Raw genomic sequence first — 17829 nt, forward strand, 5'->3', positions numbered from 1 at the left:
TCGGGCGTAAGGATTAAACTACCGCCGCAGAAAAGTCGGGTGAAAATCCGCGTATCACCGATGCAAACCTATATAGAAACCTACATAGATAGAAAGAGCGCTGGCGGTGATACGGGATAGAGAGAGGAGGAGAGAGGAGGAGAAAGCAGCGGAAGGAGCGAACGCCCCCGCCGCATAGATGTAGATAGGGTCTGCGTCGTCGGACAGTTAAGAGTACTGCCCCACCTGGTAATCGCCGGGAGTATAGGCAAAAGTCTTCGCCAGGCGGTTCCAACTGTTGATCTGTGCGATAGCCAGAACAAGGTTCGCCGCCTGCGCATGCCCAAACAGGCTGATCACCTTTTCCATTAAAGCGTCTTCTACTTTCTGCTCCGCCAGCAGGGTCAATGTTTCCGTCAGCGCCAGCGCCGCGCGTTCCTTGTCATCAAAACAAGCCATTTCCCGCCACACCGCGACGGCGTTCAATTTCAGCGGGTCAACACCCTCCGCCACCGCGTCCTTGTAGTGCATATCGACACAGTAAGCGCAGCCATTAATCTGCGACGCCCGCAGACGCACCAGCTCCAGCAACTCTGTGGCGAGACCAGTTCCGCGTATGTAGCTTTCCGCAGTCATCATAGCCGCGTACAGGGGTTTGGGGATTTCAGCCAGGGCGATACGAGTGCTCATCATCATGTTCCTTCTATTAATTTAACGATATCGGCTTTAGCCAAGAACATTATCAACCTATGCAAAAAACTTAAGAATAAGACCTATAATCAAATCTGTTTTGCATAAAACGCAAAGCCAATCACTCTCCGTCAACGGTAAAATACACGCATGCTCGACGAACTCAAAACCTTTATCAAATGCTGTGAATGCGGCAGCTTCTCCGCCGCAGGCAAGGCATTGGTGCTATCTCCGTCTTCCGTCTCCCGGCAAATCGACAATCTGGAGGCAAAGCTACAGACCAAGCTTTTCAAGCGTACGACAAGACAGCTTATTCTCAGTGATGAAGGCCACTTTCTACTCAAACGCGCGGAAGACATTCTGGCTCAGGTCGACGACACCATTGCATCCTTACGCCAACAGCACAGCGAGCCCGAAGGCCGCTTGCGCATTTCGGTGTTCGAGAGCTATGGCAGATTGCGCATCGCCCCGCTGCTGCCGCGATTTCTCGCGCTTTATCCCAAGGTCAGTATCGATATCGAGCTGGAAAATCAGATAGTAGACCTTTATCGGGACGCCGTGGACATCGCTATACGCATCGGCCCGCCGGAAGACTCACGACTTAAAGCCAAGAAGTTGACCGACGGCCGCACGCTGTTATGCGCCAGTCCGGACTATGTGCAAAGATTTGGCTCACCGCAAACCCCAGACGAACTGGCGCAGCATAATTGCTTACTGATAAGTCGTGGGCGTCGTCAGGCCTGGTGGCATTTCCGCAAGGGCCAGGAGTATCGTCGTGTGCAGGTGCAAGGCTCTATCCGCTCCGTCGGCGGCACGCCGCTACTGGAATGCGCGCTACAGGGCGCCGGGGTCACGCTGCTCACACAATGGTCGATGCAACCCTATATAGATGAAGGACGTTTAGTACAACTGCTGCCGCAATGGAACGCCTCACTCTATTCAGAAAAAGGCGCCGAGATTTACGCGGTCTATATTGACAACCATTATATGCGACCGGCTATCCGCGCCTTTTTGGACTTTCTTGGCGCACACATCCCCCAATAAGGCGCCTCACAGAGGAATAAATCCATCGCCAAGCGATCTTCCTCCCCCAAAACCTTCAACATTTCTTCTTGCTTTCTCTTTTCAGATTTTCTCAGCGTGAACTAATCGGCGCCTTTGTCCCAATTAGTTCACATACCCCAAATGGACTATCTCTCAGTTCAATAAATAGCCAATTTTTTGACGCATTTTTGTACATTTTATGTGCGTTTTACAACTTTTGACTAAAAAATAATCCGTAGAATGGCCCAACAGTTACGAACCACCATTCATCTGGGGAACAATAAAATGACTACTACTACCAAATTTACCGCAAAAGTTTTCAGCGTCATTCTGGCTAGCGGCCTGCTGGCTCAATTGGCGCCCATGGCGGAAGCCGCTTCCTGGAAGCGCTCCAGCGACACTCAAGTCAGCACAAAGGGTTCCTGGAAAAAGACCACAGACGTTACTACTACTGATACTTCTACTACTGACGCCTCCACTGCTACGGACACTTCCACAACGACAACCACCGTTGCGGATACCTCCACCAGCGGCACGACCACCATAGAAGAACAAACCGTGGCGGTAGACATCAGCATTACTTTCCAGCCAGTGTCTCAGTATGTGTCAGTCAACAATCTGACCACTCTGAACGTCTCCGCTACCGGCAGCGGCACACTGTCTTACCAATGGCGTAAGGACGGCGTGGCTATCCCTGATGCGGTTATGTCTTACTACGACATCAGCGCCGCCACCATGGACGACCAGGGGAGCTATGATGTGATCGTCTCCAACACCACTGGCTCCGTGATCAGCAACAGCGCGCAAGTCACTGTATTCGTGGATAGAACCGCCAACATGTTCTGGCAGCCGCCCACCACTCGCGAAGACGGCAGCGCATTGGCTCTGGAAGACATCTCAGGCTACCGCATCTACGTCACTAACGATGCAGGTTCCCTGGAAGCGACTTATGACGTGCCCGCCGGCCAGTACTATCACTACTTCGACAACCTGGAAACCGGCACGCACTACTTCACCATTACCGCTATCGACACCAGCGGAATGGAAAGCGACTTCTCTGAACTGATGAGCAAAACGATCTTCTAAGCCAACGCTTAACACGATCAGAAAGCAAAAAACGCAGGCGGGTTAACCCGCCTGCGTTTTTTCTGTTGAATCGGAGATTCAAAACTTGAAGAGTCCAACCGCCGTGCGGATATCGCTACTGACCTCATTCAATCTTGAGGACATATCCGTGGTGGCCTCCGCCAGCCCATTGATCTCATTGGTTTGACCGCTCAGATTATCAATGCTGCGGTCAATGCTCTGCACTGCTTCGCACTGCTCCGCGGTCGCCTGGGCGACTTGATGATTCAGCTCATGCATACGCGCCACCGCGCCAGAGATAGCTTCCAAAGCTTTGCGGCAGTCGTCGATCTTCGAAACGCTGAGCTTGCTTTCGTTCAGACTGACGCCGATTTCGCCTACCGCGCTCTCCGCATCCCGTTGCAGGTTTTGCACCACCTCCTGTATTTCCGTAGTCGATTCGTTGGTGCGCTTGGCCAGGCTACGCACTTCATCCGCCACCACCGCAAAACCACGTCCCAATTCGCCCGCCCGCGCCGCTTCAATGGCGGCGTTCAAGGCCAGCAGATTAGTTTGCTCGGAAATGCCGCGAATAACGTCCAGCACGCCGCCGATGGATTCGGTGCGCTGCGCCAGCTTGCCAATGACTTCACTGGCGCTCTGAATGCGCTTGGACAGGTCCTCGATTGAGCGCACCGACGCCGCCATCGCACTGCGTCCCGCTTCGGTCAGGTCGGTCACCTCTTCCGCAATATGCGCGGCGCTGTCCGTCGTCTCCTGAATACCCTTGGCCGTCGCGGTCATCTCGTTGGTCGCCGCCGCCACCATAGAAGTTTCCGCCTGTTGTTGATTGACCTGGTCCGCCAGTTTCAAACTACCGTCAGCCCCCTCCGCCGCCACGCCTTGCAACACTTCTGTAGCTTTGCCGACATCGCTGATCAGGCTGCGGAACTTGAGCAGCATGCGATCCAGGGCCTCAGTGATATCCTGCAATTCATCTGAGTTGTCGTAATCAATAGTGCGGGTCAGATCATTCTGCGCTTCGATATCGGAAATCACCCGAGTCACTTTTCGCACCGGCCGCACCACCGACCAAATGAAAAACGCGCCCAACAACAGACAGGAGATCACCATAAAACCAAGCCCCGCCAGACTCGCCCGGCGCGCATCGTCAACGGCGCCGCCTATCGACAAGGCGCCTTCCTGCACCAGACTGCCCTGATGCGCGACCTTATCGGCCGCCGCCGCCACGCCTTCCGCAGAGGTTTTCTGCGCCGCCTCGTACTCGCCGCGAATCTAGTTCAGCATGGTAATGAACTTGATGGCTTCCCCGCGCGCCCGTTCGCTCATGGACTTGCCCATGGTCATGGAGCGCTCCTCATAGAAGCCAAACATTCTCACCGCAAAATTCTGGTAACGGTCCAGTGCATCCTGAATCTTCTTGAAGCGCTCCTCACGTTCTGGATCATTCACCGCCAGGTCCGCCAGCATTTTCTTCACCCGGCTGTATGTGGTTTCGCCCAGGCTCAATGAATTGCGATCCGCCGCCAGTGAAGCGTGAAAAAACCAGTACTGCAACTCGCTCAACAACAGCTGCGCCTGAGTGATCGCCGCCACCCGGTCATAAATTTTCTGCTGCTCTCCCATCAACTGGTTTTGCTCCCGCACCAGCTCATTTTGGGCGTCAATGCTCTGCAACTGCACGGATACAGTGTCGGATATTTCACTGATGCGGAGATTCAAAAAATACGATGACGTCGCCGAGATAAGAATAAAGACCAGGAACAAAAGAATAACGCGCGCCTTAATGGTCATTAACAAGCGCAATGACGTAGGTAACTTCATGACCAACCTCTACAAATTTATTTTTTTAGTGCGTAACCAACTAAGTATAGACGGCGCATGAAGGCTTAACCGGCGCAACTGTAACATGTTGTTGCAGGCCCGCCGACACTATGAGCGGAGTCAAGCTGCGCTAGGGTTCTGGCGTAAAAGAGAAGTCAGTTTGTGGAGTTTGTGGAGGCCGAAAAGAGCAGGAAAAGGAATGGGCGCAGCGCGCCCATTCCTATCAAGCGACGGAAGTGGCGATATCCATCCCAAGGGACAAGGACAGCTCAATGCGATCGCCGGATCGCAGTCGACCGACGCCCGCCGGCGTGCCAGTGAGCGCCACATCGCCAGGCAGCAATGTGAAGTGCGAAGACATATAGGCCAGGAGTGGCGCTATCGCAGTAATCATGTCCGACGCCTTACCGTCCTGACGCAGCTCGCCGTTCAGATACATACTGAAAGTCAGGTCGGCGAGGTCGTCCTCCGCCGTCACAGAAACGAAATCCGACAGCGGGCAGGCGCCATCGAAGCTTTTGGCGACTTCCCACGGAAGGCCTTTTTCCTTCAGAGCGGATTGCAGGTCGCGGCGGGTCAGGTCCAGAGCCAGCCCAACGCCGATGACAGCGCTACGCGCTTCCTGGGGCGTCGCGTTTTTCAACGGCTTGCCGACAAGCAGAGCGATCTCCGTTTCATAATGCACATCCCCTTCAGGAATAACGAGTGGGCCCCGCATGTCCACCACCGATGTGTTCGGCTTGATAAACAGGATAGGTGTGGTCGGCACCGGGTTGTTTAATTCCCGGGCGTGCTCAGCGTAATTGCGCCCTACGCACACCACTTTGCCGATCTGACTTTCAAAATCGCCGCCGCCAATAAAATGCGCCTTGACCATAGCCATCGCTCCGCTTTCCCGTTTAGATATCCAGCACTTTGCCGGGGTTCATCACATTGTTGGGATCAAACGCCACCTTGATCGCCTTCAGGTAAGCGATTTCTTCCGGAGTGCGGGTGTACTGCAGATAGTCCTTTTTCAGCAAGCCCACGCCATGCTCGGCGGATACGCTGCCCTGATGACGCTGCACGGTTTCAAACACCTGGGTGTTCACTGCTTCACACTTGGCGAAGAATTCCTCTTTAGCCAGTCCTTCCGGCTTCAGAATATTCAAGTGCAGGTTGCCGTCGCCGATATGTCCGAACCAGATGATCTCAAAATCCGGGTAGCGACTGGCGACAATTTCGTCAATTTCAGTCAGGAATTCAGGCACCTTACTGGGAACGACTGAGATATCATTCTTATAAGGCGTGAACTTGGAAATGGATTCGGAAATATCTTCACGCAGACGCCACAGATTTTTGGCCTGAGTTTCGCTCTGGCTGATAACGCCATCCACCACCCAGCCGTTTTCCATGCATTCCTCGAATACGCCCATGGCTTCTTCCAGGGTTTCTTCCATCAACGACTCAAACTCCAACAGCGCGTAAAACGGCGCTTCGCCCTCGAAGGGCGCCGTCACATCGCCGTTAGCCAAGACATGGCGCAGCGCCTTGTCGGAGAAAAATTCGAATGCGGTCAGGTCAATGCGGCGGGAAAACGCCTGCAAAACATCCATCACATGATTGAAGTGACTCAGGCCGAGCACCAGCACCGTGAGATTTTTAGGTTGACGGGTCAGCTTCATGGTGGCTTCGGTGATGAAGCCCAGCGTGCCCTCGGCGCCAATAAACAGGTGGCGCAAATCATAGCCAGTGTTGTTCTTGGCCAGACCTTTGTTGAGTTCGAGAATATCGCCCTTGCCGGTAACCACTTTCAGGCCGGCCACCCAATCGCGGCTCATGCCCCAACGGATCACCTTGATGCCGCCGGCGTTAGTGGACAGGTTACCGCCAATCTGACTGGAGCCGGCGGAGGCGAAATCCACCGGGTAAAACAGCCCCTGTTCCTCGGCGAAATTCTGCAGTTGCTCGGTAATCACACCAGCCTGACATACCAGGGTGCGGTCGGCGGGGTTGAAGTCGCTGATCTTGTTCATGGCGTCGAACGCCACCACTACCTCGCCGGAGGCCGCCACCGCGCCGGCGCTAAGACCCGTACGGCCGCCTGACGGCACCAGGGCGAAGCCCATTTCATTAGCCGCCAGCACAATCGCCTGCACTTCTTCCGTGGTTTTGGGCAACACGACAGCCACGGGATCGGGCTCGTATTTTTTGGTCCAGTCCTTGCCGTACGCCTGTAAAGAATCCGCATCCGTCAGCACTTTGCCGGAAACGACAATGGCCTTAAGCCTCTCAACGATCTGTTCCGCCGCAACCTTACTCATAGAATTTCTCAACAACACCTTGTAATCAGCGTCCGGAAAACCGCGTCGCCACTGCGCGCGCAGCCTTTTCCCTCATGGGGTGGAGAGACATCGGTCAACCGGCGATTTATATGAATATGCGAGTTCAAAAAGCGGCGATTATGGTATCATACGCGCCCTGCGCTGTAGATCCCTGATGCGATTTATGTCTGAATCCGGGGTTTGGTCACCAACAGCAGAGCCCAAAATGCTAAGCGCCAGTGGCGGAGTTTGTCGGCGCCGTTCCCAGCCTGAAAAATAGAACAACGATGGAGGCGGCCCGGGAAGCCTTTCTGTTTAAGAACTTAGCGGCGGAAATAAGTGCGATTACACAAAAGGTCCGAACCGATATGACACAGACGTCCTTAGACAAGAGCAAGATCAAGTTCCTTCTTCTCGAAGGTGTGCACCAGTCTGCGATAGACACCCTGCAAGCGGCTGGCTACACCAATATCGAGTATCACAAGGGCTCCCTGCCCGAACAGGAACTGAAAGAACGCATCGCTGACGCTCACTTCATCGGAATACGCTCCCGCACCCAGCTCACTGAAAGCGTGCTGGAAGAAGCGAAAAAGCTGATTGCTATCGGCTGTTTCTGTATCGGAACCAACCAAGTCGACCTTGACGCAGCGCTGGCGAAAGGCGTCGCCGTCTTCAACGCCCCCTACTCCAACACCCGCTCCGTCGCCGAACTGGTGCTGGCGGAAGCCATTCTGCTGCTGCGCGGCATTCCTGAGAAAAACGCTTCGGCGCATCGCGGCGGCTGGTTGAAGCACGCGAAAGACAGCTATGAAATTCGCGGCAAAAACCTGGGCATCGTGGGATACGGCAGCATCGGCGCTCAGTTGAGCATCATGGCGGAAGCCATGGGGATGAAAGTCTACTTCTACGACGTTTCCACCAAGCTGCCCCTGGGCAACGCCGCACCAGTGGACAGCCTGAACGAATTGCTGGCCATCAGCGACATCGTCACTCTGCACGTGCCGGAAACCCCCAGCACCAAGAACATGATGGGCGCAGCGCAATTCGAAGCGATGAAGGACAAGAGCATCTTCATCAACGCCTCCCGCGGCACTGTCGTGGATATCGACGCCCTGGCGGACGCACTGCGCGCCAAGAAGCTGCTCGGGGCCGCTATCGACGTGTTCCCGGTGGAGCCTCGCTCCAATGACGAAGAGTTCGTCTCTCCCCTGCGCGAATTCGACAACGTCATTCTGACGCCTCATGTCGGCGGCAGCACCATGGAAGCCCAGGAAAACATCGGTCGCGAAGTCGGCGAGAAACTGGCCAAGTACAGCGACACCGGCGCCACCGTGACATCCGTCAACTTCCCTGAAGTGTCTCTGCCCTCGCATCCGCAGAACCATCGCTTGCTGCACATCCACGAAAACGTGCCGGGCGTGCTGTCCGAGATCAACAGCGTGTTCTCCGACAACGGCATCAACATCTGCGGTCAGTACCTGCAGACCAACGACAAAGTCGGCTACGTGGTCGTGGACGTGAACAAGGATTACAGCGATCTGGCGCTGCAAAAACTCAAGTCCGTCAAAGGCACCATTCGCTGCCGCGTGCTGTTCTAAGCAGCCCGGCACAGTGAAGCTCGACGCAATTCGCACTGATCGAGAGATCAAGACGACGGCGTCAAAAAAACGGGCGCGGTGGATAACCATCGCGCCCGAGCTTCTTCTCAGAGAGATGACTGTCAGTCCCCACCCGTCGTATCTCCTGTCTCAGCTTCAGTTATACGCCTCTCGCTTCCGTCCGCCTATCCACAGTCCCGCCTAAACCAAAGTTTAGGGCCAAAGAAATGTCGATTTTATTGTTGTGCTGCGCCAGCATTACTACACTGGAAATCAAGGCGTATACGCGATTTCGCCAAGGGGAAAAACATGGAAAGCACTCATTGCGCTGACGTTCGCGCCCTTCTGGTCGATGACCACCCGATAGTGATCGACGCACTCTCCACTTCGTTACTGGCGTTGAAGCTGTGTAACTGGATCGACAAGGCCAACACGCTGGCGGAAGCCAAGGAAAAACTGGCCAACAACGCGGATTTCAGTCTGGTTTTGCTTGATCTGCACCTGTCTGACGCCGAGGGCATCCACGCGATGATGACGATGCGGGAGGCCTATCCCGACATCCCCATCATTATCTTCTCCGGCGACGACTCCACCGACACCATCGCCAAAGCGTTTGAGTACGGCGTACGCGGGTACGTACCCAAGAACTCGCCGGTTGAAGTGGTGGTGAGCGCGGTCAAAGTCGTGCTCGCCGGCAGTTGCTACATCCCGCCTCACGCCATCCGCATGCTGGGGTTCGAACCGGCGGCGGGAACCGTGGCCATCGGCAATACCGCCGTTGAGTCCCGCCCCTATTTCTCCCCTCGCCAGGAACAGGTGTTTCATTATTTGCTGGAAGGCATGCCCAACAAGGTGATCGCTGCGCGCCTGGACATGGCGGAAGGCACAGTGAAAACCCATATGAACACCATCTTCAGGGCGTTGGGAGTGCGTAATCGCGCACAGGCGATTCTGAAGGCGCGACAGCTGGGCGTAATCTAAAGCGCTCTGTAGCCGCTAGTGGTGCGCGACGGATTCTATCCAGGTTTGCAGTTGGTGCGAAGAGATGGGTTTGGTGAGAAAGCTGAACCCACTTTCCTGCAGCTCTTTTACTCGCTCGGGCTGCACATTGCCGGACACCAGCAGCATCTTTTCCTTCGGCATCTGCCGGGACAGGCTGTCGGCGATATCCAGCCCGTCCTCGCCTTTGTCCAGCATGTCGTCGAGAATCAGCGCGTCCGGCCAGCCCTGGCTGCGATGGCGCAGCGCCAGCAGTTCATCCTTGTTGGCGACGATTTCATAGCGGCACCCCCAGGCGTCGAATTGAAAAGACAGCGCAGACCTCACCAACGGGTCGTCCTCCACCAACCAGACATTAAGATCGATGAAAGCATTGTCCGGGGCTTCTATTTCTCGAAGGCTGGGCGCCAGACAGGCATATTCCGCCTGGGGCGCGTAAAAGGAAAAGCGCGATCCCTTGCCCGGAGAAGACTGCACGGTCAGCCCCGCATCAAGGATTTCATTGATGCGGCGTACGATAGCCAGCCCCATGCCGATGCCCTTATCCCGATTGCGACTGGGATTATTGAGCTGCACAAAGTCTTCAAAAATGCGCACTTGGTCGTCTCGCTCAATCCCCGGTCCGGTGTCGCTGATGGTGAACGCCACTCGATGCCCTTCCACCGCCGCGTCCACCCTGACTTCGCCTTTGTGGGTGTAACGGATGGCGTTGGAAATCAGGTTATTAAGCAAACGACTCAGCAGCTCCAGGTCGGAATAGAGACTGACCCGTGTATAACTGCATCGCCAGGCCAGCCCTTTGGCCTGACACAATGGCTGGAACTCCGCCTCCAGAGGCCGCATCACTTCCTCCAGAGACAACGCCTTCATATTGGGTTGAAACTTGCCTGCTTCAAAACGCGATAGGTCCAGCAGGTTGTTGAACAGCGTACGCAATACTTCAATCGCCTGCCGTTGTTTGCTGACAATTTCCTGCGCCGTCTCCCCCAAAGGCTGATACGACAGCGTGTCCGTCAACAGTGACACCGCGTACAAGGGCTGGCGCAGATCGTGGCTGGCCGCGGCCATAAAATAGGTCTTGGCTTTATTCGCCTCCTGCGCCGCCGCCAACGCCTCTTCAGCTTTTTTACGCTCCGCCTCGACCTTGTACAGCAGCGCGCTCTTTTCAAAGCGCATCGCGACGCTTTCCGCAAAAGTGCGACTGCTGCGACGCACCGAGCTGATCATCAACAGCGTCAGGGTCGCCAGAGGCGCGGCGATGCGCAGCTCGTCCACCCCTTGCAAGGACCAATACAAAATAGGCTGCCCCATCAACAGGGGAATGGACAATAGAAAGGAGCGGTAATCGGACGCCAGATTCACCATGGCCCCCACCCCATAGAGGCTGATGGCCAGCGTCATGAAAAAAGCGACATTGTCCGTCTCCACCGCGCCGACGCTCCAAATGCCCGTGCCGACCAGCGCCTGATTGAAAAGGCTGCTGCGCAGCAAGCGTCTGTCGCTGTGCAGAATTTCCTGAAAGGTCATGCTGTCCAGCTGACGCATAATCTGACGACTGATCTGCAATCGTAGTATTTGCGCCGCCGCGACGGGCCCCACCCACAGCAATATGCGCGACAGCGGCGCCTGGTCCCATAACATGAATAAAAAGATCGCCATGATGAGAAACACGCCCTGCACCGCAGGAAGCGTCTGCTGGCATCGGATTTTGACGGATTCGATCAGATGGGCGCGCTCAAACTCCTCCGGCGCCGTCCCTAAGCGACTGGAATCCTTAGCTTTATGCTCTTGTCTCACCTTGCTCTCCGGGCTGGGCTGAGAACGCATCTCATCGGTGGATGAGCGACACGCCACGCTCTCTTTTAATCTTAGATGAGTTTGATTGCCGCGCGGCGATTCAACTTCAGTTTAACAGCAGAATTTTCGTCGTTTGCAAGTAAACCTAGGTTTAGGCCCCTCGTTTATTCCTTTCTGCGTATTCAACCTGTATTTTGTTTAAAAAATAACCAAGTCAAATTTTCATTGCTATTCTGATTCAAGCAGTCCTCTAACAATAATGATCCGATCGACAGATAAGCCGAACGCCATCCTCTTATCGGTCAACATGTTGTCGGTCAATGCAATGCGCCCAACGCATTGACATAGCCCACCACCCTGGAACCAGAGCGGCGAAGTCCGGCGCTCCCCTGCGTCCGGACATCGCAGTCCAAACGCCGCCGAACGGACATCAACCTCATAACAAGTCCTTTGCTAGGGAAGGAGTTCCGGCCATGCACTTTCATCTTTCCGAACCGTTCGAAACCTTGATTAAAGATGCGCCCCCTGAGACGCGGGTTCACGACACCGACGTATTGATTATCGGTTCCGGCTATGGCGGCTCCATCGCCGCCATGCAACTGGCGGGCGGCAAGACCTCCAAGTCCAGAACCAGTGGCGCGACAGTAACGGTATTGGAACGAGGCAAAGAATATCGCCCCGGCGATTTCCCGGAAGCCCTGGGCGATATTCCCGGCCACATGCAATTACTGAAGTCCGGCTCCAACCGCCCCATTGGCTACGCCGACGCGCTCTATGATTTTCGTATTGGTAAAGAGGTGGATGTTTTGGTGGGCTGCGGACTTGGCGGCGGGTCGTTGATCAACGCCAATGTGGCCCTGGAGCCGGACGCAGAAACGTTGGCGCAGGCCGTCTGGCCTCGTGAGTTTCGGGAGCATCCAGGACTGCTGCTACCGCACTTTCAGAAAGTACGTCACTTGCTGGGAGTACGCGATCAGGATCAAACCGCCCGCGACACCCTATGCCGTCTCCCCAAGTTTCAGGCGCTAGCCAGGCTCGCCAAGTCGATTGACGCGCCAGTGGAAACCGCGCCATTGACCGTCAGTTTACGTCCTGGCGCCAACGCCGTTGGCGTTGAACAGCCGGGATGCAATCTCTGCGGCAACTGTGTGTCCGGATGCAATCAGGGCGCGAAAAATACGTTGGCCATGAACGTCATTCCACTGGCGAAAGCCCGCGGCGCCAGATTCTACACCGGCGCCACGGTTCTCACACTGGAGCCCATCGCTCCGTCAGCAGACGACAATGCGACGGGATCGAACAGGCGACGTTGGCGGGTACGGGTACGACGCACCGCCACGGAGAAGAACAGTCTGGCCGACGAGGTATTCTGGATTGAAGCCGCCACCGTCATCCTGGCGGCGGGCGCGCTGGGCAGCACGGAAATTTTGTTGCGATCTCAGGAGTCCGGCCGCTTGCGGCTTTCCGACAGGCTGGGCAAGCGATTCTCCACCAACGGCGACGGTTTCGCCATGAGCTATGGACAGGCGGACCCGGTCATGGCGATCGGCAAGTCTGACGAGTCTTTACAAGCCGGCGAGGAGTCCAGCGTTGGCCCCACCATCACCGCCGTGTCCCGCCCGATAGCGCGCCATCCCAAAACCGGCGCCGAAGTGCGCTTGACCCTGGAGGATGGCGCCGCACCCTATGGTGTGGCGCGCCTTTTCGGCGAAATCGCCACGACCGGCGCACAACTGAACCGTCTCACCGACATGACGTTGCCCGCCTGGTTTCTTAATGCAAGCAAAAACGGCGTGTTCAAAGATCCTCTGGCTCACCACAGCGACGCCATGGAGCGCTCGCAAATTCTTCTGGTTATGGGGGACGACGGCGCCGCCGGCGGTCTTTCTCTGCGCGCCAGCGATAACCCCGCACAGCAGGCTGACGCCGATTACTCCCGTATCCGCGTCGAATGGCCCAAAGCGGCGGAGAACGCCTGCCTGACCGCGGCTGACGCGTTGTTGCGCAGCCAGGATAGAAAGGAAGGCTTCGACGGCGGCCAGTACGTCCCCAACCCTCTCTGGAAAACACTGCCGGATGACGCCTCTACCGTCATGAGCGGCCAACTTCCCGGCGGCCGCGTCATCACCGTACACCCGCTGGGCGGCTGCGCCATGGGCGATGGTCCCGACACCGGCGTCGTCAACCATTACGGTCAGGTCTTCAAGGCCGACCCGGGCGCCCAGAACACGGGCGAACCCGCTTTGCATGAAGGGCTATACGTGCTGGATGGCGCCATCCTGCCGACCGCCCTGGGCGTCAATCCGTTCCTGACCATATCCGCGCTGTCTCTTCGGGCCGCAGAGGCGATTCAGAAGCAACATGACTGGCTCGCCCCAACGCAGGAGCGGGTCAATCCTGAGTTGGCGCAAGCCATGTCGCCAGTGAAACAGCCGGCGGAGACCACTGCGGCCAAATCCGGCGCGACGGTGACGCTGAGCATCAGTGAGCAGATGTTCGGCCGTTTGCATGCGCAGGAGGTCCACGCGCATCTGCCTGACTGGATAGAAAGCTGGATCAGGCAGTGGGCCGAGGCGCTTCCCACTGAATCTCAGCCTGCTAGCGGCGCCGCTGCGCGTCTCACTGGCGATCAGGGACTGATTTTCAAAGTAGAAACGCAAATAGAAGACCTGCATGACTGGCTGGAGAAACCGGGAACGGAGTTGAAAGCAACCGCCAGGCTGTACCTGAATCCGCTGAGCGCAGAGCAAACCGCCAAAATGCACACCTACGGTCTGCCTCCAGAGCTGTTGAAAAGCGTGGTTCCCATCGCCGTCGGCGAGGGTGTAGTACGTCTGCTGCATTGCGACCAACCCGGCCCGCTGTCCACCGCCTGGCGCGGCGTCCAGGCGCTCAACGCCTATCGCACGCGACGCCAGTCCTTGTCCGGCTTCGCCTTGCGTCAGCTCAAACAGCGACTCAGTCGCTGGGATTCGGATGCCCCGCAGAAAGAGTCAGCGCCGGGATTGGTCAAACAAATCAAGGGCTTCTGGACCGTCGCCAGGCATCATGCGCAATATCGCCGCATGAGTTACAACTTCCAGTTCACGCCCAACGCCAATGGCTCGCACGCCCCTCTTTTCGAGAACATGCCTGGGGCAATGATTCATCTGCGTGGAGAAAAACTGCTGGCCTGGAAGAACGGCGTTCCCAGACTCTGGCGCGCCTTGACCAATCTTCCCATCGAGCTATCCCACGAACGACATGGCGACGCTGTGTCGGGCTCTCTGTACGTGGACATGGAGTACATGTCGGAAAGGGGGCTGGCTCAGGTGGTCAAATCTCCCAACCTGCCGGAGTCCGCCATGGCGGCGGCGGGTTTGGGTATGTTGTTTCTGCGCTGTTTGCTGCAAACCCAGTTCTGGGATTTCGGCTCGCCACATTACCCTGATAAGCCCATCGCCTCCAATCCGCATCCCCGGGCCTTGCGCGTCGCGGAAAACCGGGTCATCAGCCCACAACGGACCGAGCTCAGCGTCCCCTTAAATGATGTGTCCTCGGAGCAGATCGGCATTGTTTTGACCCGCTATCCGCAAACTAACGCGCAACGGCCCGGCCAACCTGTGCTGCTTATTCATGGACTCGCCCAGGGCAGTCTTATTTATTGTTCCGAGGCCATCCCCGAGAACATGGCGGTTTATCTGTGGCGCGCCGGCTTTGATGTGTGGCTGCTGGATTATCGACTCAGCAACGCCCTTCCCGCGCCGGCGCCTCTGCAGGGCTGGAGTATTGAAGAAATCGCGCGCTACGATATACCCGCCGCGGTGCGCCATATTCACCGGGTCAACCCAGGCAAGATCAACCTGTTCGCCCATTGCGTCGGCGCCACCGCCACTACCATGGCCATACTCAAAGGCTGGCTCGACGATCCCGCCGATCCCTTTATTGGACGAGTGGCTTTCAATGCGATCCATCCCTGGATCATCCCTTCCCCGGTCAACCGCAGCCGCGCCAAGCTGGGCAGTTTCCTGCGCGATTCCGTCAATGACGCACAGCTCAACCCTATCCCTCAACCCAATCCCAGCGCCTTTGACTCCATGTTTGATCGTCTGGCGTTCTCCCTGGCGCGTCTGGGCGAGCTGCAGGAAGCAGAGGAAGGCAGAGCGCGCAACGGCGACGAGCGGAATGCGCACAGCGACCATGCGCCCGACGGTGGCGTGGAGATCTCCCAAGGCATCTGCGACAAAATGAGCTTTCTGTACGGCCGCATGTGGCGACACGATCAGATCTCCCCCGCCACCCACAAAGCCTTTCAGGATATGCTGGGTCAAGCTCCCGGCGCCGTCTATCGACACTTGTATTATTTCGCCCAGCAACAACGGGTGACTTCCCGGGACGGTGAAAACACTTTTCTTACGCCCTCTGCGGTGCGCAAACACTGGCGTTATCCCACCTTGTTCATCCATGGCGAACAAAGCAAGGTGTTCAATCCGCAATCCGCCACCCGTTCCGCCATCCGGCTCAGTGAAATGCTGAAAGGCAGTCCATCCGCGCCCCCGGTGCTGTTGAAGCGGGCGCCGCATTACGGCCACATGGATGTCATCCTGGCGCAAAACGCTTACAAAGACACCTTTCCCAGTTTGCGCGCCTTTTTCAGCGAAGATGCGGAATGTCTGCGCCACTCCGCCGGGGAGCGCGTCGAATTTCACCATCAACTGTTTGACAGCTATCGCGCCGCGGATGACCTGCATGCCGTGAGCGCCAACCTGTTCAGCGCCGGGCCGATCATTCGCGGCGCCTGGCTGGATAGCGCCGGCATTGGTCGCCCGCGCATTGTGCTGCGCCTATGGGCGGAGCTTTCCGATCTGGCGGACCTCGCCGACGCCCAGGCCACGCCCACTCGACGTCTGGCGCTGGAGGGCGCCGAATTGGTTCAGTGTCAGTTCTGCACCGCCAATGATCCGCATCATTTACTGCTGGATGTGGCGGTGAAGGTCGATCCGGGGCAGGAACGGGACGTACGCATCCGTTTCAGTCTGACCCAACGCCAGTTTGATCCAGAAACGCAGCAGGCGTTATCGCAGGCATTGCATATCCCCGCCTCCGCGGGCTGGTTGCGCCGCCTGCGCGAACTATGCCTGCATCGTGGCGTCAGCCCCGCTATGCGCTTTCTGGTTGGCTCCTGCCGCTATCCGGGCGCGGTGCTGGAACGGGATCTCGCCGATCTGGCGTTTGTCGGCATGGGACGTCAGGTCAGAGGCGACGCCCAATTGCCCGGCGCGGATTCAGTTTTCTTTATTGGAGACCAGATATACGCGGACGCCACCGCTGAGGCGTTCGACAACACCGCCCTGAAAGAACGCTACATCACGCGCTACCGGGAGGCGTTCAGCTCTCCCAACATGCGAAAGCTGCTGCAACTGGCGCCGGTTCACTTTACCGTGGACGACCATGAGTTCAGCGACGATTGCTCTGGACGTCCGCCGCAATTGGACGCGCACCAGAAAGAACGCGAGCGCTTCGACTTCGCCCTGCGCGCCGCCCGCAGCTTCCAGTGTAGCGGGCGCCAGCCGGACGCCGCGCTCTGGTATCCCCAATGCGTTAGCGCAGCCCGGGAGTTCGACTGTCCGGTCTTCGTCATGGACACCCGCACCGAACGGCGGCTGCGTAGCGCCGGCCCCTCCGGCGCGCAGGCGGAAATGATCGACGCAACGCAATTCGCCGCCTTGTCCAACTGGTTATCAGAGGCGCAACGACTGACCCCGGAGCGGCCCAAATTTATCTTCTCCGGCAGCGTGATTGCGCCAGTGGAAAAACGCTTCACGCAGTACCCAGAGCTGTGGCGCAATCATGACGGCTGGTGCGGCTATCCTCACACTCTGGCGGCGGTGATGGGGATGATCTACGAGCGACAGATCGCTAACGTAATCTTTGTCGGCGGCGATCAGCATCTATGCGCCTTGGCGCGCATGACCTTGGCCAATCCTGCGGATCAGGCGGTATCGAACCGTAAACCCGTTACGGTATGGCAGATCGTATCGTCCGGGTTGTACGCGCCGCTGCCCTTCGCCAACGCCAATCCCCGGGATTTCGAGTGGGAAAAACCCAGCGTCGTTCCCATGCACGGTTCGCAATTACAACTGCAGGCGGAGGCGCGTTTGTTGCGCGCGGACAAGTCCCAGTTCGTACGAGTGGACGCCATTCCCGTCGGCGAGAACTGGACATTGGAAGTTCGCGTATGCGATCCGGAAGGTCTTGTGACGCCAGTGGCGCAACCAAAGACGCTGAAAGATGGCGAGCTGGAGGACAACGACAGAACCTGGCGCATCCGGCTGACGGCCAATGTCGAGGCGGAACCGGGCAAACCCGTCCGACCAGAACCGGCGTAGTCAGAACAGTCAATCAGCAATAAGGAACATGAAGGAAGAAAAGAAGAAAGAAAAATAGTCAGGGAAAAGAAAGGCTGCGACGGCGAAAATCGGGGGCCGCGCAGCCAAGGCAATGGAAACTATGTCTTTAACAGGAGGAGA

The 17829-nt window shown here is 57.0% G+C and carries 11 protein-coding genes; 5 read left to right on the forward strand and 6 right to left on the reverse strand.

Features of this window, described 5'->3' with window-relative positions; genetic code table 11:
- Positions 1–207 precede the first annotated feature (207 nt).
- Positions 208–675 carry a carboxymuconolactone decarboxylase family protein gene (locus O5O45_RS18020; RefSeq protein ID WP_305900751.1) on the reverse strand — a complete coding sequence of 156 codons (468 nt, stop codon included), beginning with the start codon at positions 673–675 and terminating at the stop codon, positions 208–210.
- A gap of 144 nt (positions 676–819) precedes the next feature.
- On the opposite strand from O5O45_RS18020, the gene O5O45_RS18025 reads away from it, so the two are divergent.
- Both O5O45_RS18025 and O5O45_RS18030 read left to right on the forward strand, forming a co-directional pair.
- The gene (locus O5O45_RS18025) at positions 820–1713 is read left to right on the forward strand and encodes a LysR family transcriptional regulator (RefSeq protein WP_305900752.1); all 894 of its coding nucleotides are present in this window, start codon (positions 820–822) and stop codon (positions 1711–1713) included.
- 285 nt (positions 1714–1998) lie between these two features.
- Entirely contained in the window at positions 1999–2799 is an 801-nt protein-coding gene (locus O5O45_RS18030; protein WP_305900753.1) for an immunoglobulin domain-containing protein, read from the forward strand.
- Between the two features lie 78 nt (positions 2800–2877).
- Here O5O45_RS18030 and O5O45_RS18035 read toward each other — a convergent pair whose 3' ends face one another.
- The 4 genes from O5O45_RS18035 to O5O45_RS18050 all read right to left on the reverse strand — a co-directional run bounded on the left by O5O45_RS18035 (position 2878) and on the right by O5O45_RS18050 (position 6926).
- Positions 2878–4029 carry a methyl-accepting chemotaxis protein gene (locus tag O5O45_RS18035; protein ID WP_305900754.1) on the reverse strand — a complete coding sequence of 384 codons (1152 nt, stop codon included), beginning with the start codon at positions 4027–4029 and terminating at the stop codon, positions 2878–2880.
- A gap of 45 nt (positions 4030–4074) precedes the next feature.
- A complete protein-coding gene (locus O5O45_RS18040) occupies positions 4075–4623 on the reverse strand; it encodes a hypothetical protein (RefSeq protein ID WP_305900755.1) in 549 nt (182 codons plus the stop codon).
- 223 nt (positions 4624–4846) lie between these two features.
- Positions 4847–5500, reverse strand: coding sequence for a fumarylacetoacetate hydrolase family protein (locus tag O5O45_RS18045; RefSeq protein WP_305906223.1), 654 nt, complete (start codon positions 5498–5500; stop codon positions 4847–4849).
- Between the two features lie 22 nt (positions 5501–5522).
- Positions 5523–6926, reverse strand: a complete 1404-nt coding sequence (locus O5O45_RS18050) for an FAD-binding oxidoreductase (RefSeq protein WP_305900756.1) — start codon at positions 6924–6926, stop codon at positions 5523–5525.
- 368 nt (positions 6927–7294) lie between these two features.
- On the opposite strand from O5O45_RS18050, the gene serA reads away from it, so the two are divergent.
- Both serA and O5O45_RS18060 read left to right on the forward strand, forming a co-directional pair.
- Entirely contained in the window at positions 7295–8524 is a 1230-nt protein-coding gene (serA, locus tag O5O45_RS18055) for a phosphoglycerate dehydrogenase (protein ID WP_305900757.1), read from the forward strand.
- Between the two features lie 309 nt (positions 8525–8833).
- The gene (locus O5O45_RS18060) at positions 8834–9505 is read left to right on the forward strand and encodes a response regulator (protein WP_305900758.1); all 672 of its coding nucleotides are present in this window, start codon (positions 8834–8836) and stop codon (positions 9503–9505) included.
- 15 nt (positions 9506–9520) lie between these two features.
- Here the strand turns inward: O5O45_RS18060 and O5O45_RS18065 are convergent, their stop codons facing one another.
- Entirely contained in the window at positions 9521–11320 is a 1800-nt protein-coding gene (locus O5O45_RS18065) for a hybrid sensor histidine kinase/response regulator (RefSeq protein ID WP_305900759.1), read from the reverse strand.
- Positions 11321–11793: 473 nt separating this feature from the next.
- Here O5O45_RS18065 and O5O45_RS18070 point away from each other — a divergent pair, with 473 nt between their 5' ends.
- Positions 11794–17688, forward strand: a complete 5895-nt coding sequence (locus O5O45_RS18070; protein WP_305900760.1) for an alpha/beta fold hydrolase — start codon at positions 11794–11796, stop codon at positions 17686–17688.
- The last annotated feature ends 141 nt before the right edge of the window (positions 17689–17829 follow it).

The sequence above is a fragment of the Hahella sp. HNIBRBA332 genome, from assembly GCF_030719035.1.
Taxonomy (GTDB): Bacteria; Pseudomonadota; Gammaproteobacteria; order Pseudomonadales; family Oleiphilaceae; genus Hahella.

What these genes read in the sequence shown, in the direction of transcription:
- O5O45_RS18025 (WP_305900752.1), top strand. Translation starts at nt 820, where the DNA reads ATGCTCGACGAACTCAAAACCTTTATCAAATGCTGTGAATGCGGCAGC.
- O5O45_RS18050 (WP_305900756.1), bottom strand. Translation starts at nt 6,926, where the DNA reads ATGAGTAAGGTTGCGGCGGAACAGATCGTTGAGAGGCTTAAGGCCATT.
- O5O45_RS18060 (WP_305900758.1), top strand. Translation starts at nt 8,834, where the DNA reads ATGGAAAGCACTCATTGCGCTGACGTTCGCGCCCTTCTGGTCGATGAC.
- O5O45_RS18070 (WP_305900760.1), top strand. Translation starts at nt 11,794, where the DNA reads ATGCACTTTCATCTTTCCGAACCGTTCGAAACCTTGATTAAAGATGCG.
- serA (WP_305900757.1), top strand. Translation starts at nt 7,295, where the DNA reads ATGACACAGACGTCCTTAGACAAGAGCAAGATCAAGTTCCTTCTTCTC.
- O5O45_RS18030 (WP_305900753.1), top strand. Translation starts at nt 1,999, where the DNA reads ATGACTACTACTACCAAATTTACCGCAAAAGTTTTCAGCGTCATTCTG.
- O5O45_RS18040 (WP_305900755.1), bottom strand. Translation starts at nt 4,623, where the DNA reads ATGAAGTTACCTACGTCATTGCGCTTGTTAATGACCATTAAGGCGCGC.
- O5O45_RS18020 (WP_305900751.1), bottom strand. Translation starts at nt 675, where the DNA reads ATGATGATGAGCACTCGTATCGCCCTGGCTGAAATCCCCAAACCCCTG.
- O5O45_RS18045 (WP_305906223.1), bottom strand. Translation starts at nt 5,500, where the DNA reads ATGGTCAAGGCGCATTTTATTGGCGGCGGCGATTTTGAAAGTCAGATC.